The organism is Halioglobus sp. D3-4, from assembly GCF_055809315.1.
Genome location: NZ_CM147907.1, coordinates 968,152 through 992,696, shown reverse-complemented (window position 1 = coordinate 992,696; position 24,545 = coordinate 968,152). Strand labels below are relative to the sequence as shown.

The 24,545-nt window shown below is 57.0% G+C and carries 19 protein-coding genes; 6 read left to right on the top strand and 13 right to left on the bottom strand.

Annotated features, from left to right (window positions below; all coding sequences use genetic code 11):
* Window positions 1–15 precede the first annotated feature (15 nt).
* Entirely contained in the window at window positions 16–1,137 is a 1,122-nt protein-coding gene (locus AC0L6S_RS04200; protein ID WP_473427171.1) for a hypothetical protein, read from the bottom strand.
* Window positions 1,116–1,859 carry a hypothetical protein gene (locus tag AC0L6S_RS04195; protein ID WP_473427170.1) on the bottom strand — a complete coding sequence of 248 codons (744 nt, stop codon included), beginning with the start codon at window positions 1,857–1,859 and terminating at the stop codon, window positions 1,116–1,118. The genes AC0L6S_RS04200 and AC0L6S_RS04195 overlap by 22 nt, the downstream gene beginning before the upstream one ends.
* 140 nt (window positions 1,860–1,999) lie before the next feature.
* Between AC0L6S_RS04195 and AC0L6S_RS04190 the strand changes: the two genes are divergently transcribed.
* Together AC0L6S_RS04190 and ppdK are read left to right on the top strand one after the other, a co-directional pair.
* Entirely contained in the window at window positions 2,000–2,977 is a 978-nt protein-coding gene (locus AC0L6S_RS04190) for an LLM class flavin-dependent oxidoreductase (protein WP_473427169.1), read from the top strand.
* 130 nt (window positions 2,978–3,107) lie between these two features.
* Entirely contained in the window at window positions 3,108–5,711 is a 2,604-nt protein-coding gene (gene ppdK / locus AC0L6S_RS04185; protein WP_473427168.1) for a pyruvate, phosphate dikinase, read from the top strand.
* A gap of 46 nt (window positions 5,712–5,757) precedes the next feature.
* Here the strand turns inward: ppdK and AC0L6S_RS04180 are convergent, their stop codons facing one another.
* Window positions 5,758–7,290 (bottom strand): acyl-CoA synthetase, encoded by a 1,533-nt coding sequence (locus AC0L6S_RS04180; protein ID WP_473427167.1) that lies wholly within the window; start codon window positions 7,288–7,290, stop codon window positions 5,758–5,760.
* Between the two features lie 236 nt (window positions 7,291–7,526).
* On the opposite strand from AC0L6S_RS04180, the gene AC0L6S_RS04175 reads away from it, so the two are divergent.
* On the top strand, window positions 7,527–8,705 hold the full coding sequence (locus AC0L6S_RS04175; protein ID WP_473427166.1) for a pyridoxal-phosphate-dependent aminotransferase family protein: 1,179 nt from the start codon (window positions 7,527–7,529) through the stop codon (window positions 8,703–8,705).
* A gap of 39 nt (window positions 8,706–8,744) precedes the next feature.
* On the opposite strand, the gene AC0L6S_RS04170 is transcribed toward AC0L6S_RS04175, so the two are convergent.
* The 8 genes from AC0L6S_RS04170 to AC0L6S_RS04135 all read right to left on the bottom strand — a co-directional run bounded on the left by AC0L6S_RS04170 (window position 8,745) and on the right by AC0L6S_RS04135 (window position 19,059).
* Complete coding sequence (locus AC0L6S_RS04170; protein WP_473427165.1) at window positions 8,745–9,746, bottom strand: metal-dependent hydrolase; 1,002 nt, start codon at window positions 9,744–9,746, stop codon at window positions 8,745–8,747.
* Window positions 9,746–10,315: a heme-binding beta-barrel domain-containing protein gene (locus AC0L6S_RS04165; RefSeq protein WP_473427164.1), complete on the bottom strand. Its 570-nt coding sequence runs from the start codon at window positions 10,313–10,315 to the stop codon at window positions 9,746–9,748. The genes AC0L6S_RS04170 and AC0L6S_RS04165 overlap by 1 nt, the downstream gene beginning before the upstream one ends.
* A 111-nt stretch (window positions 10,316–10,426) precedes the next feature.
* Window positions 10,427–14,071, bottom strand: coding sequence for a translocation/assembly module TamB domain-containing protein (locus tag AC0L6S_RS04160; RefSeq protein ID WP_473427163.1), 3,645 nt, complete (start codon window positions 14,069–14,071; stop codon window positions 10,427–10,429).
* A 71-nt stretch (window positions 14,072–14,142) separates the two neighbouring features.
* Complete coding sequence (locus AC0L6S_RS04155) at window positions 14,143–15,918, bottom strand: autotransporter assembly complex protein TamA (protein WP_473427162.1); 1,776 nt, start codon at window positions 15,916–15,918, stop codon at window positions 14,143–14,145.
* Complete coding sequence (locus AC0L6S_RS04150; protein ID WP_473427161.1) at window positions 15,915–16,535, bottom strand: class I SAM-dependent methyltransferase; 621 nt, start codon at window positions 16,533–16,535, stop codon at window positions 15,915–15,917. The genes AC0L6S_RS04155 and AC0L6S_RS04150 overlap by 4 nt, the downstream gene beginning before the upstream one ends.
* A 193-nt stretch (window positions 16,536–16,728) precedes the next feature.
* Window positions 16,729–17,913 (bottom strand): acetyl-CoA C-acyltransferase, encoded by a 1,185-nt coding sequence (locus tag AC0L6S_RS04145; RefSeq protein WP_473427160.1) that lies wholly within the window; start codon window positions 17,911–17,913, stop codon window positions 16,729–16,731.
* Window positions 17,914–17,986: 73 nt separating this feature from the next.
* Entirely contained in the window at window positions 17,987–18,244 is a 258-nt protein-coding gene (locus tag AC0L6S_RS04140; RefSeq protein WP_473427159.1) for a hypothetical protein, read from the bottom strand.
* Window positions 18,245–18,315: 71 nt separating this feature from the next.
* Window positions 18,316–19,059 carry a lysophospholipid acyltransferase family protein gene (locus tag AC0L6S_RS04135; RefSeq protein WP_473427158.1) on the bottom strand — a complete coding sequence of 248 codons (744 nt, stop codon included), beginning with the start codon at window positions 19,057–19,059 and terminating at the stop codon, window positions 18,316–18,318.
* A gap of 127 nt (window positions 19,060–19,186) precedes the next feature.
* On the opposite strand from AC0L6S_RS04135, the gene AC0L6S_RS04130 reads away from it, so the two are divergent.
* The 3 genes from AC0L6S_RS04130 to AC0L6S_RS04120 all read left to right on the top strand — a co-directional run bounded on the left by AC0L6S_RS04130 (window position 19,187) and on the right by AC0L6S_RS04120 (window position 20,993).
* Complete coding sequence (locus tag AC0L6S_RS04130) at window positions 19,187–19,402, top strand: hypothetical protein (protein WP_473427157.1); 216 nt, start codon at window positions 19,187–19,189, stop codon at window positions 19,400–19,402.
* Window positions 19,403–19,504: 102 nt separating this feature from the next.
* A complete protein-coding gene (locus AC0L6S_RS04125; RefSeq protein WP_473427156.1) occupies window positions 19,505–19,837 on the top strand; it encodes a hypothetical protein in 333 nt (110 codons plus the stop codon).
* Window positions 19,838–19,841: 4 nt separating this feature from the next.
* Window positions 19,842–20,993 (top strand): epoxide hydrolase family protein, encoded by a 1,152-nt coding sequence (locus AC0L6S_RS04120; protein WP_473427155.1) that lies wholly within the window; start codon window positions 19,842–19,844, stop codon window positions 20,991–20,993.
* Between the two features lie 31 nt (window positions 20,994–21,024).
* Here AC0L6S_RS04120 and AC0L6S_RS04115 read toward each other — a convergent pair whose 3' ends face one another.
* Entirely contained in the window at window positions 21,025–22,662 is a 1,638-nt protein-coding gene (locus tag AC0L6S_RS04115) for a hypothetical protein (RefSeq protein WP_473427154.1), read from the bottom strand.
* A 134-nt stretch (window positions 22,663–22,796) separates the two neighbouring features.
* Window positions 22,797–24,506, bottom strand: coding sequence for an amidohydrolase (locus tag AC0L6S_RS04110; RefSeq protein WP_473427153.1), 1,710 nt, complete (start codon window positions 24,504–24,506; stop codon window positions 22,797–22,799).
* Window positions 24,507–24,545 lie beyond the last annotated feature (39 nt).

Here is a 24,545-nt window from a genome sequence, read left to right as displayed (position 1 = left end):
ACAGCATAGCAGAAATCAGGCGGCTGGCGGCAAGCCTGTCTCCAGCGCGAAAATGCGCCGCAGAATATCGCGCCACTCGGTGTACTGGGCATCGAGGCCGCCACTGAGTTTAAATACTGTGCCACTGACTTCCATCACGGTAGGTGCCACCTCGTTGTTAAAACCCAGCGCTAGCTCATCCAGATCCTGTTGGTGAATTTTGGACCATTTGTAGGCGTTATAGGTCTGCTCCAGCGCGACGAAAGAACCACGCCTGCCCTGACTGCTCCTGCCGCTGACCCGCGCCTCGTATTCATCCCTGTACTCGGCCTGCTCCGCACTGTACTGACGCCACAGGTTGTAGGTAGGTGCCATCGCCTCTGCCAACTGTGCATACTGCTCGTCAACAGTATCGATAAACAGGTATTCCTGATTGCGGATGCGCACCACACGAACCAGCATAGGGTCATCCTCGGCGGGTAGTCGAAGCAAGGTGTAGCCTCCCTCCGGCGTACTTCCGAGATAGGATGAAAAAACTTCGGGGGCGAGCGCTATGGCATACCGCATCAGCGCGATCTGTCGCAGATCAGCCAATTGCTTGTTACTCATCTGGCGGCGCACCGCCAGCAGGTCCGACGCGATTCGCAGGTACACATCCAGATAGGGATCGCTGTCCATTTTCACCGGATAACCGGCGGAGGTTGTGGTACCGGTATACAGCTTGTCCAGCCACAGCGCGCCGGCCGCATCCCTCGCCACAATGCGCAGGTCGAGCCGCTGTCCATCGGAGTGTTCTATGGCGCCCGTCACCAGCAGTTCCGAGGAGTCCAGTGCTTCGGGAAGCACCCTGACGACACCCCACTCTCCGCTATCGATCAGGGTCCGTCGTAACACCACTGGCATGTACTTCGCCTCGGCCTTGCGAATTTCCGGGAAGATGCCGAGTTTGCTGTGAGTGGAGGCATCTGCCGGAATGCCAGGATTGAATACGACAATGCCAACATCGACATACCGCGCCTCGTCCACACTGTGCGCAAACGGGGTGTAAAGCGCCAGCCAAACAGCAATGAAAAATACACAAATAGCAGACGCAACTGCATTGGGAGCTCTTGCTGCGCCACGGTTGAGTGATGCCGCTATCGGGTTTCGGTGGTACATACCGTCCCTCTGGTCAAGGTCACTTCACATTTATAACCACTCTGGCCCGGTTCAAAACGGTTGTAGACGCGGTTGAGTACGAAGGGAAAAGTCACCTGGCTGGTGACGACGGTGGTCGCAACATTGAGTTTCTGTCCTGCCGCGCCCATTGTCATCACATGCTGGATACTGAGTCCATCTGGCAGCAGTAATTTGAACATCAGTTGATGGCCGTTCCAGCCACAGATCTCGGTACCAAATGGAGTCTCTACCTTACGCATCTCCCCCGGATAAAATTCACAGGTGAGATCGAAATCTTCTTCGCGCTCTATACGGATCTTGTGTTCACTCTGGGTAATTTCCAGTAGCGGCGATTGCGTAATCAGGTCTGCCATGCGCACCAGCCCCAGAATGGATGAACCACTGTTGGCACCCGAGCCTATCACCACCCCGCCGCCGAAATTACCCTGCTGCATACCACCCTGTTGTGCACGCCGTCGGGCCTCCCTGTTCAGCTCGCCTATCATTGAGTCCAGCTTCTGCTGGGTATTGTCGCTCTGGCTGTAGTCCATCTCCCAGGAGCCACTCATATTCACCGCCTGCACATTGTCGCCCAGCAGGACTGCCCGCTTCGGCGCGGGGCTGCTACAGGCTACAAGCAGGACACCAAACAGCGCGAACAGCAAGGCGTTCAACACCAGTCTCGGCGCGGTACACGGTGTTGATCTCTCAGAGCTATTCATATGGGCGGGAAGTTTACCTCAGGGCATTCCCTGTCGGCGAGCAATTGTAGACAGTTTAACTCAGTGGCTGCCCCTATATCACCCATTGAATATCGGCAGCGCTGCATGGTGTGCACAGCGCAAAACGGTAACGGTTCACTATGCTGAACAGCGAGCTCTGCAAACTGGGCTACTATACCTGCACTGAATCCAGCTCATCCAGACAACGGGGTATTGCGATAGTGTCTTCCACAATGAAAATCGGCATCTGCCTGCCTTACATGAAAGCCGGCCTCAGCCGCAAAGACTACCAGGCATGGTTCAAAGCCATCGACGACGGACCGTTTCACGCGCTGTCCTGTGGCGAGCGAATTCACGGTCCAACCTATGACATGCGTGTGCTGCTGGCCGCCGCAACCATGGCCACCACCAGAGTCGAACTTACGCCCACCCTGTACGTGCTGCCAATGCACAGTGCAGCCCGAGTCGCCAAGGAAGTCGCGACACTGGACATTCTGTCGGGAGACAGGGTCAACAGCATCGTACTCGGCTACGGCGGACGGCCCAAGGACTACGAGGCGTTGGGCGCCCGTTTTGAGGGACGATACGGCCGGATGGACCGCCAGGTGGACGAGATGCGCAAGGTCTGGCGTGGACAGGAGATTGTCGCTGGGGGCGGTGAGATAGGCCCGACAATGAACAGGGCAAACGGTCCTCGCCTACTGGCCGGCGCCATGGGTCCAAAAAGTATAGAGCGCTGCGCGCAATGGGCCGATGGACTCTACGCCTGGTCTGGCAATGGCGAAGCGGAAGAGCTGAGCAGAACATTTGCGCTGGCCGATGCGGCATGGGAGCGCGCCGGCAGAGCGCAGACGCCCTATCGTATGGGAGGATTCTGGTACACGCTGGCCGATGACGGACAACAGAAACTCTATGACTATGTCTACGAATATCTCGCGATTGCCGGCGACGATATCGCCACAATGATGGCCGAATCAGTGCACCGCAGCAGTGCAGATGCGGTGCGCGAGGCGCTGGATAACGCCGAAGAAGCCAGCTGTGAGGAGTTGTTCGTTGTGCCTGCGACAGCGGAGCTGTCGGAAATCGAGCGTCTGTGCGAGTTGCTGGCACGCCGCTGACCCCCACCGCCACTCTTCCCGAAGTCCCAAAAACCCATCGCCGCTGCGCATTCTGCGGGATTTGGACTCCCACTCAGCGCGGTGGGAGGCTATACTCGCGCCTTGAATCACAGCACTCAGGCACAATTTCATGGCAAAACGCGTATACCTCTTCGATGAAGGCAGCAAGGATGACAGAGACCTCCTCGGTGGCAAAGGCGCCAACCTTTGTGAAATGACCAGCCTGGGGCTGCCGGTGCCCTACGGTTTTGTAATAACCACCAGTACCTGTCGCGAGTATTTCCAGGCCGGTAACAAACTGCCATCCCTGCTGGAGCAGGAATACCGCGTGGCGCTGGACCTCGTGGAGAAAAAAATGGGCGCACGTTTCGGTGACCCGGAAAACCCCCTGCTGTTTTCCGTTCGTTCCGGTGCGCCGGTCTCCATGCCCGGCATGATGAATACCATACTCAATCTCGGGCTCAACGATGAAATTACCGAAGGGCTGGCCATCAAGACAGGCAACCCGCGTTTCGCTTTCGATTCCTACCGCCGCTTTATCCAGATGTTTGCCGATGTCGTACTGGACGTTGGTGGCAATAAATTTGAACACGAACTGGAGCGCTACAAGCAGGCAAATAACAAGTCCGATGATATCGAAATGACTGCCGACGACTGGCGGGAAATCGTGCGCATCTACAAGACACTGGCCGAGCTCCCGGAAGATCCGTTCGTGCAGCTAAAAATGGCGGTGGAAGCAGTATTCCGCTCCTGGCACACACCGCGTGCGGTTGTGTACCGCGAAATGAACAATATCGACGACAGTCTGGGAACTGCTGTTGGCGTACAGGCCATGGTGTTTGGCAATTTCGGGGACAACTCGGGCTCGGGTGTGGCGTTCACACGTAATCCCGCCACCGGCGAGCGTATGTTTTTTGGCGAGTACCTGTTCAATGCTGCCGGCGAGGATGTGGTGGCAGGCATACGCACTCCCCTGCCCGTCTCCGCACTGCAGGAGCGTATGCCCGAGGTGTACGACCAGCTTTTCAAAACCCAGTCACTGCTGGAAAAGCATTACCGGGATATGCAGGATATCGAGTTCACCGTGCAGGACGGCAAGTTCTACATGCTGCAGACACGCAGTGGCAAACGCACAGGAAGGGCCTCGATAAAGATCGCAGTGGATATGGTGAAAGAGGGCCTGATCACTGAACGTGAGGCATTGATGCGCGTCTCACCCGAACACGTTGAGGCCTTCCTCCACCCCATGGTCGACCCCGCTGCGAAACAGGACATTATCGCCACCGGGCTGCCCGCCAGCCCCGGCGGCGCGACTGGCAAAGTAGTGTTCTCGGCGGAAGAGGCAGAGACAGAAAACGCCGCTGGCCACAGCGTGATTCTGCTGCGCCGTGAAACCACACCGGAAGATATTCACGGCATGCGCGTCGCTGCTGGCGTACTGACAGAATTGGGTGGCATGACCTCTCACGCTGCTGTGGTTGCGCGAGGTATGGGCGTATGCGCGATCACCGGCTGTGGTGCATTGAGCATTGATACCAGCGCCGGCACTGCAACAACGCAGGATGGTGTCTGTGTGAAGCGCGGAGACATTATCACGCTCGACGGCACATCCGGTGAAGTCATGCTGGGCGACATCGCAAAAATCGAGGCAAGCTCCAGCAACGACTTTCAGGAATTGCTGAGCTGGGCAGATAAACACCGCCGCTTGCGCGTGCGTGCCAATGCCGAGACACCGGAAGACGCAGCCAAGGCCAGAGAACTAGGTGCTGAAGGAATCGGCCTGTGCCGCACTGAGCATATGTTTTTCGCTGCAGAGCGTATCGGCGTGATGCGCGCAATGATCCTCTCGGAAACCGACGAGGAACGACAGACCTATCTGGATCAGCTGCAGGTATTCCAGCACGATGACATTCTGGAGCTGTTCCGCGTCATGGACGGTCTGCCAGTGACGATACGCCTGCTCGACCCGCCGCTGCATGAATTCCTGCCACAGGGCGGCGAGGATATGGAAGCACTGGCGGCGCAGGTCGGCAAACCGGTTGAACAGATACAGGAGATCGCGCACCGCTTGGCTGAGGTCAACCCCATGCTGGGCTTTCGTGGTTGCAGGCTTTCAGTCGTGTACCCGCAAATCACTGAAATGCAGGTCAAGGCGATCATCAATGCGGCGGCAGACGCGATCGAGAAAGGCTACCGTCCACTCCCTGAAATTATGATACCGCTGGTCATCAACGTGCGGGAAATACGCCTTATCACAGACATTATCGAGAAGTGTATTCACGAACTGACGCTTGCGCGCCAGGTCTCCATTCGCTACAAGATCGGTACGATGATGGAAACGCCGCGTGCTGCACTCGGCGCGGACCGCCTTGCACCTGAGGTGGAGTTCATGAGTTTCGGCACCAATGACCTGACACAGATGACCTATGGTTTCTCGCGTGATGACGCCGGCAAGTTTATACCCAAATATCTCAAGGAAAAGCTGATCGACGTAGATCCCTTTGTGTCGCTGGATCAACGCGCAGTCGGACGTTTAATGCAGATGGCGATCACGGAAAGTCGCGGCAAAAAGAAAGGCATCAAGTACGGCATCTGCGGCGAACACGGCGGCGACCCTCGCTCAATCCAGTTCTGCCACGATATCGGGCTCGACTACGTCTCCTGCAGCCCGTTCCGGGTGCCCATTGCACGTATTGCAGCAGCCCAGGCCAATGTCGGAGATGAAAAAGGCTGACACAGAACTGAACACTGCGAGGCTGCCATTAGGGCAGATCTCGCAGCTACTGCTGCAGGTTTTCTTTCAGTACGAACTTCAGTACTTTGCCGGCGGGGTTGCGTGGCAGCACGTCGATGACATGCATGCGCAGTGGTAATTTATAGCGTGCCAGCATCGGCTCGGCAAATTCCCGCAGTTCCTCAAGTGTCAACTCGTGTCCATCGTGCAACGCTACCACGGCGGTTACCGCCTCGCCCCACTTCTCATCCGGCAGGCCTATCACAGCCACCTCAGCGATGGAATCGTGTTTGTACAGTGCGCCCTCCACTTCTGCGGGGTACACATTTTCGCCTCCGGAAATGACCATATCCTTGAGGCGATCGCAGATAAAGAGGAAACCGTCCTCATCAAAATACCCGACATCGCCGGAGTGAAACCAGCCCTCTGCGTCTATGGCGGCGGCTGTTGCCTCTGGACGATTCCAGTAACCCTTCATGATGTTGGGCCCGCGCATACAGATCTCTCCGCGCACACCGGCAGCAACTGGCTGGTTGTTCTCATCGACTATCCGCGTGTCACTGAACAGCGGAGCTTGACCGGCTGAACCAAGCTTGCTGCGACTCCATTCAGGCGTAAGGAATGAGGAGAACGGTGCGGTCTCAGTGAGGCCGTAACCCTGGCAAAAATTAATGCCGCGCGCCGCGTAGAGCTCAATGAGTGATTCCGGCACCGGCGCGGCACCGCACATCAGCACGCGGACAGCATCCAGATTGGTCGTCGCGAACGACGGATGTTGCGACATAAACAGAAACATCGCCGGCGCGCCAAACATGTGGGAAACCTGATGCCGCTCAAAGTCTTTCAGCACCTGTGCCGGATCAAAATTGCGCAGCAGTACAACGGTAGAACCGGTGTGAAACGAGCCCAGCGTCATAACATTCAGCCCGCCGATATGGAATAGTGGCGCCGCTGTCAGTATCACGTCATCACGTGAGCCCCCGAATGCGAGCTGGGCATTGATGTTATTCCATACGATATTGCCATGTGTCAGCATCGCACCTTTGGGTAAACCGGTGGTACCGGAGGTGTACATAATGACGGCCACATCATGCATATCGACCGAAACGGCGTCGGCCAGTGGCTGCGCCTCTGGCCGTTCTGTCGGCAGGTGCCGCCAACCGTCGGCGGCACTCTCGCTGGTAAAAAACTGTTGGCAGCACAAATCACTGAGCACGGGTTCCAGTACTGGCCGTGATGCGTCGTCCACCACGAGAGTGTGGATGCCCGCATCATTGATGATAAAAGTCAGTTCCTGTGCCGTCAGGCGATAATTCAGCGGCACAAAGATGGCCCCCAGGGCCTGTGCGGCAAACATTGTTTCCAGCAGGGCCGGGTGATTAAATCCCAGATAGCCGACGCGGTCTCCAACGCATATACCGCCCGACTTCAACAAGCTGGACAGTCGCAACACACGCTCGGAAAATTCGCCATAGCTGAACGCCTGCTCTTCAAAGATCAGGGCTGTCCGCTCAGGATTGAGCCGCGCGCGCCGCAACATCGTACCGGCGAGATTGGGTTCTACCGAGGGTCTATGCACAGTTACCTCCTATCCGAGCGTTATGAGTGCGAGTGTTATGCGCTTTGGACAAGTCGCTTATTGTTGGGTCTTCTCTGGACCCGATACTACGCCAGAACGGTATGTCCGGCCAGCCACTTGAAGGCCCTGCGTATATCACAGGCGTCAATACAGGGAATTTGGCCAGTGAGCTTAAGTCAACTGTCAAAATCTGCTACCGTTGCCCCACATTTTTGCAGCACGGAGCAACCGCCACCATGATCAGCAGTTTCTACCCGCCACAGCGTACCCTGATGGGCCCCGGACCTTCAGATGTTTCATCTCGAGTACTGGGCGCACTGGCCCGACCTACGATTGGCCACCTCGATCCCCTGTTCCTGAAACTGATGGATGAGATCAAGGAACTCCTGCAGTACGCGTTTCAAACTGAAAACGCACTGACACTGCCGATCTCGGCTCCCGGCTCTGCGGGAATGGAGGCCTGTTTCGTCAACCTGGTATCGCCGGGCGACAAAGTGATCGTCTGTCAGAACGGCGTGTTCGGCGGGCGCATGAAGGAAAACGTCGAGCGCTGCGGCGGTACCGCTGTGATGGTTGAGGATGCCTGGGGTGAACCGGTCAGTCTGGACAAGGTCGAGGCCGCCTTCGATGAACACCCCGATGCCGCCATCCTCGCCTTTGTCCACGCCGAAACCTCAACGGGCGTTCAAAGTGATGTCAAATCACTGTGTACGCTGGCGAGCAGCCGCGGCGCACTTTCAATCGTCGACGCGGTGACCTCGGTCGGCGGTATAGAAGTCTGCGTCGATGAATGGGGAGTGGATGCCATGTACTCCGGCACCCAGAAATGCCTGTCTTGCGTTCCCGGCATCTCGCCGGTCACATTTGGCGAGCGCGCAGTAAAGCGTATCAACGAACGCACTCACAAAGTCCAGAGCTGGTTTCTGGATATGCAATTGGTGATGGGCTACTGGGGCAGTGGCAGTAAACGCGCCTACCACCACACCGCACCGATCAACAATCTGTACGCGTTGCATGAATCACTGGTTATGCTGCAGGAAGAAGGCCTGGATAACGCCTATGCCCGCCATCACCACAACCATCTGGCGTTGGTAGCCGGGCTCGAAGCGATGGGGCTGGCTATGGCCGTAGCACCAGAGCACCGTCTGCCACAATTGAATTCAGTTGTGATACCCGAGGGTGTTGACGATGCGGCACTGCGCACGGCTCTGCTCAATGAGTTCGACCTGGAAATCGGCGCCGGCCTCGGTGCGCTGGCGGGTAAAACCTGGCGTATCGGCCTGATGGGCTTCGGCAGCAGTGAGCGCAATGTGGTCTATTGCCTGAACGCGCTGGAAGCCATTTTGCAGCGTCAGGGCGCGTCGATCACCGCGGGTAAGGCGCTGGCGGCCGCTCGCGAGGTCTTCAATCAATAGATCTCAGCGATAGACTCTGGGGCAGGAAAACCTCCGGCCTCAGGGTCCGCTCAGCATCGACCACATACGCGCCGGCCCGGCACTGCCCGTTTCGCGGTGCACCAGGTAATCGGCATGCACATCGCGCCCGCGCAGCGGATCGAGCTCGATACTCCAGAGTGGCGACACCTCATTGGGAATCATTGAGTAGCGGACATCGATAACCCGGTGCGCATGCAGCGGGTCACGCGCGATATAGCCGTTGCTGAACCAGCGGAAGCGCTCGATATCCTTTGCCTGCTGTGAGCTGCGGTCCAGCCACGGCATATCCCTGTCAATATCCAGTTTTTGCACTGAGTCGCCCTCGAATACCCGCGGCGACAAGCCGGATCTCACTGCATCGACATAAAATCGATCCTCGGTTTCGTACACAATTTTCCACACGAGGATATTGGCAAAACTGGGCTTGGCCTCCAATCTCAGTGGTGTGTGTCCACGCTGTGCCGCCAGCAACTGCCCCATCTCCTGCGCCTCATTGCGCTGCCACAACCCCAGTGCCATATAACTCAGCGCCCACACCAAGCCGATACGCGCGTACACCGGTTTGCGCCGCCGCGCGGCCAGCACAACAGCCAACAGCAACGGGAGCGTAAACAATGGGTCGATGATCGATATGGTATTCCATGCGATGCGCTCATCACTGAATGGCCAGAACAACATCGTGCCGTATGTCGTGCAGGCATCCAGCAGCGCATGAGTGGCATAACCGAGTGTGCAGAACAGCCAACTCTGGCGGAATGTCAGCCCCCGCCGACGCCCCAGCACCGCGTGCAACACCAGCGCACAGAGTATTCCTCCAATCGGAATAAAAATCAGTGAATGCGTGAACTGCCGGTGGTATTCCAGAAACAGCAGCGGGTCGGAGCCAGAGCGGATCAACACATCCAGATCGGCTGCCATGCCGGCAAAAAAACCAAGCAAACCGGCAGTCGCCGCATAGCGTGGTTTACTGGATGCCTGCGGAAGTGCCGCACCCAATACGCCCTGAGTGAGGGGATCCACTAGCTGACGCGACTCAGCGTATTGACATCGCGATGATCAAAAGACTTCTTGTCGTAGATGTCCAGCACAGTGTTTTCAGTGTAACGCATCTTGTCCCCCTTCACTGTTATCGTATGTGTAAACGCTGTCGTGCGCGCCTGTTTGAACATGAAGGGTGCCTGCACGATACCACTGGTGTCAGCGGACACATCAAAAATCAGCTCCTCATCGACAGCACTCGCCGGAGCGAGCGTCCCAACGGCCAACACGGCTACGCCGCGAGGAATAGTGAAGGTTTCAACAATACTGTTGTCTGCCGGGTCCCAAAGCCAGTAACCGACCTGATCGTGAAAGACCTCGTCATTTGATTTACGGCTGACCTGCTGGTGATAGCGCACGACGGACAGTGTCTGCTTTTCGGCATTGGTCACATCACCCGCGGCCTCAAACACTATGGTCTCATAGTAGGGGTTGCGATCCTCACCGTCGGGTTCCGGCACTCTATCGACCCCCTTGTCGCCGCGCCAGGTTCCAACCAGTGCGGCCAGTGGGCCGTAATTGATGCCATCAATAATCGTGTGCGCATTCATTCGTACAAACTGCCTCTGTGGAAAAATTCTGCCAAATTTACAGAATTGTGAGGCGGCGTGCCACCCGCGCAAACTCTATCAACCCGATAACCGTGCCGTATGCGCTACTCGCTAGTCGATATCAAACGAATAATAAAGATCGACAGAATTCTCAATACTGCTGACCACCTCGAGCCACAGTCTCGAGCGAAAATAAAAACGAGAGGTCAGCACGTTCACCGGCTCGTACACACCGACCCCGTAAGACAGATAGAGGCGTTCACCAAAGTAACCGCTAACCGTCGCTGTTGCATCTGTTTCCGAGCCCTCGGCGCCGAACTCCACGTGACTGAGGCCTGGAATACGGTTGAGTTCCGTCACCAGTTCCGAGCGGTTTACCACGCCGCTGGCCAGCGACAGCGCGGCTGTGGTGCCATCGAGGCCGGCACCGGCGTCCATACCCCTGCCGCGGATAAGATACGACATAGCCTCCGACTGGCTCATGCTCGGATCAGAATAGAGATCGAGTTGCAGATTGTCCTCTAGCGGCCCCTGCACATGCACGCCCACGGTAACATCGCTATTATTGATGCGCCGCTCTGCCCGCACACTCACCGAAGGATTTGTGGGCGGGCCGGTAAAACTTATGGTGCCTCGCTTGATCTGTAGGCGTGCCTGATAGGCGCGAAATTCCCCGCCGTTGGTATTGAGGCTACCGAACAGTTGTAGCGGCTGTCCCGGTCTCTGCTGCAGGCGCAGATCGCCGCCGAGCTGGGTTTCCAACATGCTGCCGGTAACGCGAAGCCTGTCTTCAATATGGATTTGCACATTCATGCGCACCTTGAAGGGAAAGCGCTCGTGGACAATCTCACCATCGGAATCGACTTCCACAACCGAGGTCGACAGCGCGACACTGCCCTCTGGTAATTCCTCGATCTCCAGCACACCATCGAGAACCGTAAGCTTCCCTGTGAGTATCAACAGGTCGCGTTTCAGGGTTAGTTGCAGCGCTTCCGACAGCAACAATTCAGTGGTGGGTGGATAAAGGATGGATTGATTCTCCCCGCGGACATCGAGTTCAAGGCGCAGCTCCGGTTGCAATTCCAAGCTACCGGTAAGTTCCAGAGAGCCACCACCGAGAACACCTGTGCCCTCAATACTCGCCGCAGCGTCGCGCACATCCAGAGTCAGCTGCAGATCCTCCAGCACAGTGGGGTTGCCTTCCAGCGCGATGTGACCATCGGCGAGTGTCAATCTGCCGAAACCCTGTGGTTTGTCGATGGTACCAGCAAGGGAGATCTCACCGCTGAGCTTCCCCGCGAGTTGTGACAGCGCTGGAACAAACGGTGTCAGCCCTGCCATCCGTATCTGATCAACGGTTATCGTGCCGCTGATGGCCTCTGCCCTTTCCGATGGCAGCAGGAGTTCCAGCGCCAGGATGCGACGACTGCCGCGCTCCACAGCGGCATCAAGTTGCAGGCCTTTGCCGGTAGTGTGCGCGCTAATATCCGCTGCATCCCATCCGAACTCCGCGCTCTCGCCTTCCTCAAAATACTGTGTCAGCACCACCGCTGTAGTCTGAGCTCGTCCACTCACTGTCACCGGGGATTGCGGCTGCCACTGCGCATCGAGTTGCAGTTCCACGTCCCCTGTCATGTCCAATTCAGGTGGCAATATGCCTGCCAGAATCTGCAGATTTCCCTGCAGTGCAATACTGCCATTGCCCCCCGAGCCGAGCACTGCGCTGCCGGGACACACGTCGGCAAACTGATGTCGCCAACAATGCCCCGCAATCGTGAACTGCTCCTCTGCGAGCTTACCATTCAGCGCAACTGGCTCTGCCAGCACCCAATCGCCGACGGGAGTTTGCAGGCGGGTTGGCGCTAGTGTTCCCCGCCAGGTGTCGCCCGTTACCGTACCGGACACATTGAGCTCTCCCTGCACATCGCCGCGGCTGGCCAGAGCAATCGACTGCGCGCGCGCATCCCCGCGCGCGGACAACTGCAGTTCCGGGAAGCTCAGAGCGCCGACCTGTAGATCATTAACCATAGTAGCGAGCGAGAAAGACTGATTGGCGGAAGCCTTGTAGTGACCGCTAAATGTTGCCTGCGCGACCTGCAGCGCAGACCAGTTCAGCTGCAGCACTCGCCCACTTAGCTGAACCTGATCTCGATCGGAAGATATTTCGCCTTCCACTTCCAGCAGCCCGTTGCTGCCCTCGTACCAGCGGCCGATATCGTCGACCTTAAGCCGAAGGTGGGCACTACCAGCCGCCTCTGTGGCAGACTGCACCGTCAACTGGGCGCCGTTGACCTCTGCTTGCAGATCGCTGTGTGCAAGCCGCAATTCGCTATCTAGACCGGTGAAGCCAACAATACTGGCAGGCATGTCATTGACCTGCCCCTGCACGGCGATATCTGCTACCTGTAGCTGCCACTGTTGGCCTTGGAGGCTTCCGGACAACTGCACACTGCCATTGACTCGACCGACCACGACGTCACTGAGAGCCGGAAGGTCCAGCCCACTGGACTGCAATGCCAGCGACCAGTTGATAGCGGGCGACAAAAGGAACTCGCCGCTGGCGTGCATTGTGTTGTCGCCTTCTGCGGACGTTACCGCGAGATCCGACAGCGATAGCCGTCCGTTCTGGTGCCGCCCCTGCACTGCCAGCTCCAGTATTCCGTAGCCCAGCCCTCGGGCCGACCCATGCAATTCAAAATACTGCGCTTCGATGGAGCCGTTGACAGTGACGGCAACAGGAAATTGCAAGGTCGCGTCCTTTAACGCGTCAGGCACAGCGCCGAACTCCGCCAGCGCGAGTGATTCACCGGATGTCGCTGTCGCATTCATCGAGAACGGCATGCCCGCTGACAATACGTCGACCTCGACATCGCCCTGTACGCTCACCGCACTGTCAGAACTCACTCGCAGTGCCAGGGCGGACAGGTCACCGTCTGCTGACAGAGTGACGGAGCCATCGAAGAGCTCGGGATAGTGAAACTGTTCCCGCAACTCGACACTTGCTTGTGCTTGCAGCGGCCAATGCCCTGAAAACGCCAAACTGCCGCTCAGCGAAATGTCGCCGAGATCCGCGCTAAGCACTTGCAGAGTATTCAACTCCAGCGCCGTACGCTGCCATGTTCCACGCAGGGTAAGTGCGTCGAGTTGCTGTGCCGCGCCGTAAAAATCCCACCGGGGCTTTTCCAGATGAAGCTCGTCCACGGCCAGCGTCAATGGCAGGTCAATGCTTGGCAGCGTTATGGGTGAGGCTTGTCCGTCCTGTTCGTTGTCGCTGGAAAACAGGGTCAGTTTGGGCTGTTCAATAACCGCGCTATGCACCTCAATTGTGGATTCCTGCAGACGCACACTGCCACTGAGTGAACCCTGCTGCCAGTGTCCCCCGCTCCAGCCAACGCGAAGGGAAGCGATGTTCAGGGCCTGCGTCTCAAGCGTCAGTGGAAACTCAAGCGGCGTCGAGTCGGGCCCCTGACCGCCAGTAGACCGCTGTTCCTGCTCGTTGGACGCATCCGTCAGTAGCGTGATATCCAGCTCCTCCACCTGCAACTGCCGAAAGCAGATCGCGGCCCGCCACAGGCAATCCGGTTCCAACTCGGCACCGATGCGCCGCAGATCGATGCGCAAATCGGCGGTGTCGTACTGCAGGCGGTCTAAATGGAGCAGACCGCCCAGGGTACCGCCGCGATAATCGATGCGCACTGGCAGCAGCCGCTCCACGCTCTGGACAACACTGCGCGTGCCGGCTTCTGTAAAGAGCACCAGTAACCCTGCTACACAAAGCGCAGCCGGTACAAACACCAGGAGAACGAGCAGTGTGCGGCGAAGCGGCTTCAAAACTCTGCGCCTATCGCCAGATGGAAATACCAGTCGGGGTTCTTTTCACTCACGCTGTTTGCCAACTCGAAACGGACAGCACCCACCGGTGTCATGTAATGAATACCGAAGCCGGCACCCACCTTGGCGTCAAAATGGCTTTCATCGAAGGCATCGCCGCCGTCGACATACAGGGCACCGCGCCATTTATCGGTAAAATAGTACTGGTACTCGAAACTGGCAATCGCCAGCCGGTTTCCACCCACCACCACTGTTTTGGTACTGCCATCTGCACGTACCAACGTTTCCTCCTGACCTATCGACTGATAGGCGTAACCACGGATACTCTCGTTGCCGCCGGCAAAGAAGCTCAATGACGGGGCGAGATCACTGCGATCACCGTTAGCAATTTCTACCGCACCGAGTTCGCTTCGCATAACCAGGCGATGACGTGGCCAGGGCGTAACGATATAGCGCAGCTCGGCCGTGAAGCGCAGTAAATCAATATCTGAAACAACATGCTGCGCTCCACCTTCAAGCGTATAGAGCTGTGAAAAACCACCCTCGGGATCCACCAGAGAGCCCTTATACTGACGGCTGGATACCGAACCACCGAGCAACAGGTAATCGTGAGACGGACTGCGGCTAAGATCGTCCCACGATTCGTTCAGGCCGCGCAGCGAATAACTATAGACCCACTTGCCCTCCTTGATCTCCCGCCGCACGCCCGCTTCCAATTGCCGACTTTCGAGATCGCCGTATTCATTCTCACCCAACATCCCCCACAACTGGACAACATCGGTGAGCGGATTTGTGATGGGAATGGAATAGGTAAACCGGCCACTGGGGTTAACCGGTGAGTACTCGACGCGGGTGACCTGGCTATGACCAAAACGATTGATTCGCGGTGTACGCCAGGTCATGGAAACGCGCTCTTCGGTATCCGTACTGTAGCCCACGCCCACTTCAAAGTTGTGTCGTTTGGCTGCCTGCAAGCGCACATCGATAGGCACGATTTCACCGTACTCGCGCCCGCGCACAGGCTGCACAATGACGCTGGAAAAATAATTGGTCTTTTGCAGATTGGACTGTAGTTTACGCAGACTGATTTGATCGAAATAATCGCCGGGTTGAAAAGGGCACAGACTGTCCAGCAGCTCACTATCAATCAGCGTGTGATCAACGCGTATCTCGCCGAACCGAAATCGCGGACCGCTCTGGTAATGAAGAAAAATATCGGCGCTTTCGGCCTCGGCATTTACCTCCACCCTGCTGAGTGAGAAGCTGCCTCTGAGATAGCCTCGCTGTTGTCCTGTGGACAGCAGCTTGCTACGGAAACTCTCGAAAACGCCGTGGTGAAGCCTGTCGCCGACAACGAGGCCGGTATCGGCCAGTAGCCCCATCATCACGTCATCGTTGGCGGCGGCACCGGTTATCTCTATATCGATATCGCGAATGCGCACCGGCTCACCCTGATCCACGGCGATAGTAAGTGACCAGACAGGGTCGGTGCGCTGCACATCCAACGAGATGTCAGGACTGTAATACCCCAGAGCCTGAAGCGCTTCGCGCACCTTGGCGCGCGCCGAGATCACAAAATTGAGCCTGTCCTGGTCAGTGTCCGGCGGGGCTCCCAGATAGGCCTGGACATTTCTCAGGCGCTCGCCCTTGATGCCCTTTACGGAATATTCCAGCGTTGCCGCTTGCACAGTCAGCGGAACAAGCAGCAACAGGCCAACACACCAGCGGATTGCAGGTAGCAGCGTCGCCAGAGCTGTCGCTTTGGAAATCAAGCGTGAGCGGCACTGCCCCAGTAGTTATACCCGGCAATCCTCGGTGTACTCGGCAGATAGGCCCGGTGCAACTCAGATACGGCGAACCCACCGTCCGATAACAACTGGGGGATATTCCGATTGAGGTTGCAACCGCCGGCTAATCGTCGCCAGTATGGATTGATCCTGTCCTGCCATTTACAGACACTGCGATCAGGCGCCTTGCCATGCTCACAGAAAATCAGTTTTCCACCCGGCCGCAGTACTCTGGCCATACCTTGTAAGGCGGTTACCGGGTCGGGAATGGTGCACAGCGCAAACGTCACAAGCACCGTATCGACGCTGGCATCATCCAGCGGAATCTGCTCCCCTGGCAGGCCGACGAACTCAACGTCGAAATCAAGGTGCGCCGCTCGCTCTGCTGCCAATTCCCAGGATTCCTCAGACGGGTCCAGACCAATCAGGCGATCCACCCTGCTGGCATCGTACAACGGCAGATTCAGGCCGGTGCCGATACCAATTTCCAGGACGGTTCCTGTGGCCTGTGAGACGACTTTTTCGCGCTGTTTCATAATCGGTTTGGTACCGCAGGCGCAGTTGATAAACCGCGGTAATACGTATTTGTCGTAAAATCCCATATCAGCCTCCTATAGTGAATCTGCCCAGATTGTAGACCCAAGCGCTGCGCAAAAATACGCCTATATGGCAGGATTGAAAAAGAAACGTAGCGGTGCCTCCCGCAATCCTTACGGACTGTCGATTAGCCGACACAATACCGGCTCTAGAAGACCTGCTACGCCTCAGTTGGTGATTACAGCCGCGGCCAGACCGTTAGAGTACCGCGTCGACACGCTCAACGATTGTGCCATTGGCGGTCCCGCCACCTTCACAAATCGCGAGCAGGCCATAACGCTTTTGGCTGCGATGCAGCTCGTGTACCAGTGTTGTCATCAGTTTCGCGCCCGTGCCACCAAGTGGGTGCCCCAGTGCCTGTGCGCCGCCATTGACATTCAGCTTGTCCAGATCAGCACCCAGCGCCTTGGCCCAAGACAGGGGTACAGAGCCGAACGCCTCGTTCACTTCGAATAAATCAATTTGATCGAGGCTCATTCCGGCCCGCTCCAGCACTTTTTCTGTCGCAGGTATCGGCCCCTCAAGCATGATGACGGGATCGGAGCCCACCACGCTCATAGCGACGATACGCGCCAGTGGTTTCAGGCCAAGTCGCTTGCAGGTTGCGCCATTGGCGATCATCACAGCGGCCGCGCCGTCGCAAATCTGGGAGGCATTGGCAGCCGTCAGCAGACCACCCTCCTGCAGCGGCTGTAAACCGGCGATTGCGTCGATCGTGGCATCCATACGAATGCCCTCATCCTGGGAGTGCATTTCACGCGTTCCGTCTTCCAGCTCGACTTCTATCGGTACAATTTCATCTTTGAAGCGGCCTTCCTCCACTGATCGCTTCGCCTTCATGTGACTTGCCAGCGCAAAGGCATTCAATTCATCCGCCGTCAGTTCATACTTTGTTGCCAGCATTTCTGCGCCGGCAAACTGGTTGAACTGCACACCCGGATAACGCTCGGAGATCTTTTTCCCATACGGCACACCGTGATCGGCCTTAAAGCCATCGATGATATTAGCGCCGATAGGTACCTGGCTCATGCTCTCCACTCCACCCGCAATGACCAGGTCCTGGGTACCGGAGAGTACGCCCTGCGCGGCAAAGTGCATGGCCTGCTGCCCGGATCCGCACTGTCGATCAACGGTAGTGCCCGGTACTGCCTCGCCAAGTACGGATGAAAGACAGACATTGCGCGCGATATTGCTAGACTGCGCCCCCACCTGCGACACGCAACCAAAGATAAGATCGTCTATTTCGCCCACTGCCACACCGGTTTTAGCCACGAGTGCGTCCACCACCTCTGCGCCAAGGTCAATCGGGTGAATCTTTGACAAGCGTCCATTCTTCTTGCCACCCGCGCTGCGCACGGCACCCACTATATAAGCATCTGTCACTTGTCGAACTCCTTACAGTTAAGGTTGATATGATAATTTGGTAGTGTGCTTTGGACGCGATTGCGCTGGAGCATCAAGACTTGGGCTGCACGGCCTTTAATTCATTGACATGTAGCACACCAAACAAAAACACGTTGAACAAATGTTTGCCCAACGACCCCGGTGCCTGCTTACAGAGATTGAAGTAGACGGCGGTTTCGAGAAGGTGAATCAGGATGAGAATGGCCAGTAGCCTCATGGCCCAGACACCGGCGACAGTGTCGCCCTGCACCAGAACAAGCGCTGCCAGAATGGCATAAACCACTAATAGAACTTTCTTTGCTGTTGACATGCAGTGCTCCTGCTATTCAAGTTGAAGTAAATGTATATTCATGCGCTGCAGGCACATCGATTGATGTGTCTCTATGACTGATAGGCTTCCGGGTCCAGTCTGCGCATTTCGGCCTCAATCCATCGTTCAACTTCGTCCATTAATTCGCCTGGTTCACGTCCCTCCGCCGACACGGGCTGACCGATCGACACATCGATAGTCCCGGGAATCATGGAAAACGTCCGCCTTGGCCAACAACGCCCGGAAGTTACCGCGATAGGCACGACATATGCCCCTGTCGCGACGGCCAGGCGGGTTGCCCCCGATTTGTAAGTCCCTTTGGATCCGCGCTCGCCGCGCGTCCCCTCCGGAAACATAATGATCCACTTTCCCTGGTTCATCAATTTTTCACCCTGCTCCGCGACCTTGGCCCAGGCCTTGTTGCGCTGCGAGCGGTCGATATGGATCATGCCAAGGCGCCCGATGCACCAGCCGAATACGGGGATGCGTAACAACTCTTTCTTAAAGACATACGCCAGCGGGTGTGATGTAAAACTGGCAAAGAAAAACGTCTCCCAGGTCGACTGGTGTTTGGGGCACAAAATAGTTCGGCGCATATCTTCTGCGCTGGGGAGATTTTCTTCACCCTGAATACGATATTTCACTCCGCCCACGATACGCGCAGCGGCGACAACGCCCCTGAGCCAGGGTGCAGCAAACCACCACCAGAGTTTTTTGTCACTGAGAAACAACGAGCAAAATACCAGCACAAGCCCGACGGGGATCACTGTTAGTACGATCCAGGCAAATACTATGACCGACCGAATAGCATTCATTATAGGATTCCACAGTTAAATTGCGTTGCATTAAACCAGATTGTTGCCCTCGACGAAAACCCGAGACCTGCTTTCTGTCTGGATCCGCGTTAATATTAGAGGTTGAACGGCAGGGGGATCAATCACTATGACAACAAGCCTGACTGCCGGCCTGCACCCGGCGTCTAAGGGCGCCTACGCGTTGCTGGCACCCCACAGCAGCTGGGGCTGGAGCAATGCCGGACTGATCGTCGACAGCGAAGAGTCACTGCTGGTCGATACCGTGTATGGCCTGGAACTGACCGACATGCTTGAACTGATGAGCAGAATGGTTACCCTCGCCGGATTCCCGGGGAAAAATTAGGCTGTCGAGGGTATTGGCGTGCCTCACGATGGCCTGTAATTCTGACGCCACATCGTTATACTGAGTCGTTGACAACAGGCGCCATCCGGGCACAGGGAATTCTTGAAAAAACCCGTTTCAAAAGCAGATATTCGCGACGAGCTTATTGAGGAGACTGAGCGTTTCCTCAAGAGGGGCGGCGCCGTCAATGAAATTCCACGGGGCCTCTCCGGCAACAACCCGGGCGATCCGCCAGCATTCCTCAATCGCCGCTTATTTATCGAACCAAAAACACCACGCACACTGGTTCCAGAGGTAGTCGCTGCGATAGAAGCGCGACGCAAAGAGAAATATCGCACCAAAACCGGCCCCAAGAACCGATTACCCCGAATGCGCCGCAAAATCATCTACGACGATTTTGGTGAACCGCTGCGCAGAGTCTGGACAGAGGAGTAGTATTTTGAGCACTGACATCACCCCCTTCACAGCAGCCATTCCCGATGCCGCGCTGCAGGACTTGAAACAACGTCTCAGCAATTCGCGCTGGCCAGATAAGGAAACCTGCGACGACTGGAGTCAGGGAATACCGCTGGCCTACACCCGGGAGCTGGCAGAGTATTGGGCGACAGACTACGACTGGCGGCGTTTCGAGAAGAAGCTCAATAGCTGGCCGCAGTTTGTCACTACTATCGACGACATCGACATCCACTTCATTCACGTCAAGAGCCCGCACGAAAATGCCCTGCCGCTTATCATGTCCCACGGCTGGCCCGGTTCTATTGTCGAGTTCCACAAGATTATCGATGCGCTGGCCAACCCAACAGCCCACGGTGGCAGTGAAAACGATGCCTTCCACGTCGTCGCTCCCTGCCTGCCCGGCTACGGTTTCTCCGGCAAACCCACTACCACTGGCACCTCGGTGGAAAAAATCGGGGCCATGTGGGGCGAGTTAATGAAGCGCCTGGGCTATTCACGCTATGTCGCCCAGGGCGGTGATTGGGGCAGCATGATTACACAGAGTATGGGGGTTACAGAAACCGAGCACTGCGCGGGTATTCACATTACGATGCCAATTGTAGCGCCGGACCCGGACACCATGAATGACCTCACAGAAAAAGAACAACTGGCACTGGCCGACATGGGCGCTTACGCAGAAAAAGGCGCGGGCTATTCAAAACAGCAGTCCACCTGCCCGCAGACACTGGGATACGGCCTGGCAGATTCACCCATTGGGCAGATGGCCTGGGTCGTGGAAAAATTCCATGGCTGGACAGATTGTGAAGCCGATGGACAGAGCCACCCGGAAAACGTCCTCACCAAGGATGAGTTACTTGACAACGTTATGATGTACTGGCTCAACAACGCCGCGGCCAGTTCCGCGCGGCTGTACTGGGAGAGTTTCAACAACCCCAGTATGGACCCGATCACGATGCCCGTAGGCGTATCGATTTTCCCACGGGAGCTGTTTCGCGGCAGCCGCCGCTGGGCACAAAAGCGCTATTCGAACATCATCTACTGGAATGAACTGGAACGTGGCGGGCATTTCGCAGCGCTGGAGCAGCCGCAACAGTTTTTGGCGGAAGTACGCAACTGTTTCAGCCTGTTGCGTTAGGGCGAGCTGAGCGCAGCGCCGGGTACAGAGATCAGTTCTCGTCGAACTCTTCGCTGGTTTGCAGGCTGCTGCTGAAGTTTGCCGTGCCGGATGGCTTTTCAGTATCCGTCTTTTTGAACATCGGATCATCGTGGATGAACCGCTTGAACACCTCTTCTGCGCGCTGCACCACTGGCGCGAGGCCCGAGGGGGGGGCGCTGTCCAAATCTATCACTGAGTCTGACTCGTCGCTATCGGGTTCCGTGCGATCGTCGTGAGAATGCGTGCTCAACTGCTCCCTGGGCGCAGACATCGCGACCTCATCGTCCAAGCGTTGATCCTGCTCTTCGTCCGGCGGCAGGAACACAGGCGGCCTCGGCTCTCGCTCTCGCAGCGACACCACATCAGACGGGCTTTTGTCGGACGCGCTGTCGACATCACGTGCTGGCGTGTGTCTCAAATTTGGGGCCGGTGCTCTGGCTATCGCCTCGCCGATATCCGCATCGTAAGCGCTACTATCACGGACACTACCCGGACCACTGCCGATAAACTCCAGGTTATCCAGGGCGTCGTCCGGCGCGGATTCGACAGTGTGCTTAGCGTTAACAGGAGCAGCATCTGGCGCTTTCATGATGGGCTCGACAGAGGGCTCAACCGGCTGTTCAACGGCGGGTTCAGTCAGTGATTCGGCGGGAGCAGGGGTTGCCACAGCTCGCGGTTTGATGCCAATGCGCGCCAGACTGGGAGTGTGACCGGGCGGCTTGCCTTTACCGTAGCTGCCCGGCTTGAGCATACGCGCCTGCTCGGCGAGCGTTACACCCGCGCTGGTATCCATGGATACGCTGGCATCCCCCCGTGTAGCGGAGGCGGCAAATTCCGCCCCTGCGACTTCTACATCGTACTGTGACCCGGCGCTTGCACCACTGGCGACACGCAGTTGCGGCACCTGTACAACCTCTTCTGGCGCTTCCTGGACAGGTTCCCGCTCCAGCTGAGGCTCCGACGCCGCTCGTTGCTTAAGAACTTCACTGGCGCACTCGGCCCAGCGCCCGAAATGTGCTGACTCTGACGGATCTGGCATGCGGTGTTTGCGAAAGTTGTGCATCGCGCGGAAAAACCGCCGCTGCACCGCGCGATAGTAATGAATGTGATCTTCGGTCTGCAGAGGCACGACCTCTGCACCGTTGCGAATAATCAGCATCTGGGCTGGTAACTGGCCCTGCAGAGTTGCCAGTAGATCAGCCGCAAAGCAAAGACGGAAAGGCGATTGTAGCGAATTGTCGACACGGGTTTCACAGGGGATATAGAGAAAATCGCCCAGCTCAGAGAAACCACTGGTGCGCATCAATAAATCGACAGTACCGGAGAGTGTGCCGAACGCCAGCTGCCCATTGACAATGAAGTCTGCGCCAAGACGCATGGCTTCGAGTGTCGCGACACGGCGGTCAGGCTCTACCTCACCTTCCTCGATCACGGCGACATTTCGGCCCTCGGAACGCAGCGTGGCGACGATATCATCCTGCTGCGGGGACTGTGGATAGGTGCTGATGCTTTCCAGATCCGGGGGAATCCCGTGTTCGGGGTTCTCTACTGTGAGGCGCTCCATCCAGACGGCAAACGGTGACTCTCGGAACAGCACGAGATCGTCCGGGGTGTACGTCATGGCATTGTCGACAATATAGCGATACATAGTTATTAGTCGCTTTCCCACGTGTCCATTTTAGCCAGAGCGAAATGATGCCCACAGCCTCGCTACAGTTATATCCGAATGCCCTGCCACTGTCCACGTCCAGCGGCACAAACTACCCCGGGTTGGGTAGCATTTCACTGGCTTTTGTAGACCGTCGCCCCGCCAATGATAGTGAGGTCTACCTTGAGATCACGCATCGCCTTGGGATCGTCCAGCAAATTGCCCGACAACACCACCAGATCGGCATATTTACCCGGATTCAGCGATCCGCGGTTATCTTCCTGAAAAACCTGCCATGCGGCATCGATCGTGACTGCACGCAGCGCCTCCATCACCCCGATGCGCTGCTGCGGGCCGAGCACGTCACCCCCGGTGGTTATGCGAAAAACCTGGCTCCACACAGCCTGCAGCGGCTCCATTGGCGTCACCGGCGTATCCAGATGGGAACTGAAGCGCAAACCGTGATCCAGCGCCCATTTGGAAGGACTGATGGTCGCTGCGCGTGTCGGCCCCATAAAAATGTCCCGATGGCGGTCGCCCCAGTACCAGGTATGGGCAGTAAAGAAGCTCGGGGTTACGCCCAGTGCTTTCATTCTTGCGATCTGGTCTTTGCGCGCCATCTGGCCATGAATCAGTATCATCCGGGGGTCCTCCACCGGGTGCACTTTCTGGGCGGCCTCAAACGCATCCAGGATATCCTCAATAGCGGCGTCGCCGTTGCCGTGGATGGCGAGCTGATATCCGGCCTTGTGCAGCACCTCTACCTGATCAAATAACTCCTCGCGGGAAAGCGTCGGATACCCGCGGTAATCGGCATCACCCTGATACGGGGTGTAGTAAGGCTCGCTCAGATATCCGGTATAGCCTTGTATACTTCCATCGGCCACCAGTTTCACCGCACTCATGGTCACTTTATCGCTGTTGTAGTCAGTCGGGTCGTACTCGCCATTTAACAACAGCTCCCCCCACTCCGTTTCAAACGGAAACAGGATCAGCCGCTGTTGGATCACCCCCAGCTTGCTGAACAGTGACAGACCCATCGCCAGTTCCGGCGTGACACCACCGGACTGTGCTGTCGTCACGCCCATTGCCGAATACTCATTGGCCGCCGATTTTATCAGGCGATAGGTATCGACCAGGCTCATATCCTGCAGTTCGCGCATAACCTCCAGCCTGGCCGTCTCCTCCAGCAGGCCATTGGGCTCCTGAGACCCGGGCATGCGTCCGATGATACCGCCCTCAGGGTCGGGCGTATCAGCATTGATGCCGACGCGCTCAAGCGCGACGCTGTTTGCTACCAGCATATGCCCGGAAACGTGCATCGCTACGACCGGGTGCTCGGTGGACACGCTGTCGAGTTCCTCCCGGGTCGGATGGCGCTGCTCGGCCAGCAGGGTATCGTCGTAACCAAAGCCACTCACCCATTCGCCCGGTGCCATTTTTTCGGCCTGCTCCTCAAGCGCTTCCAAGACATCAGCGATGGTGAGATTGCTGCCGATCGGGGGGCTGTTCAGGTCGGCCGCTATCACCGACAAACCCGAGCCGGGAAAATGCCCGTGGGCATCGATAAACCCTGGCAACATGGTGCGACCGCGCAGATCCACCACCTCCGTATCTTCATCGACTAGCGCCATAATCTCGTCTGTGGTACCTACCTTCTCGATACGCTCCTTGCGAGTCGACAGCGCCTCGGCTACCGGGTTGTTGGCATCCATGGTGAGTATGCTGCCGTTGATGAACACCTGGTGGGCGGGCGCCTGCGGTGAGCGCACCGCCATTTTGCCAAGCACACCCAAACCTGCGATCAAAGCCACCAGAATCAGTACTGCGGTTTTCCAATTCACTGTCTCAGCCTCGCGCTGTTCGATGTTTAGTTTTCCAGA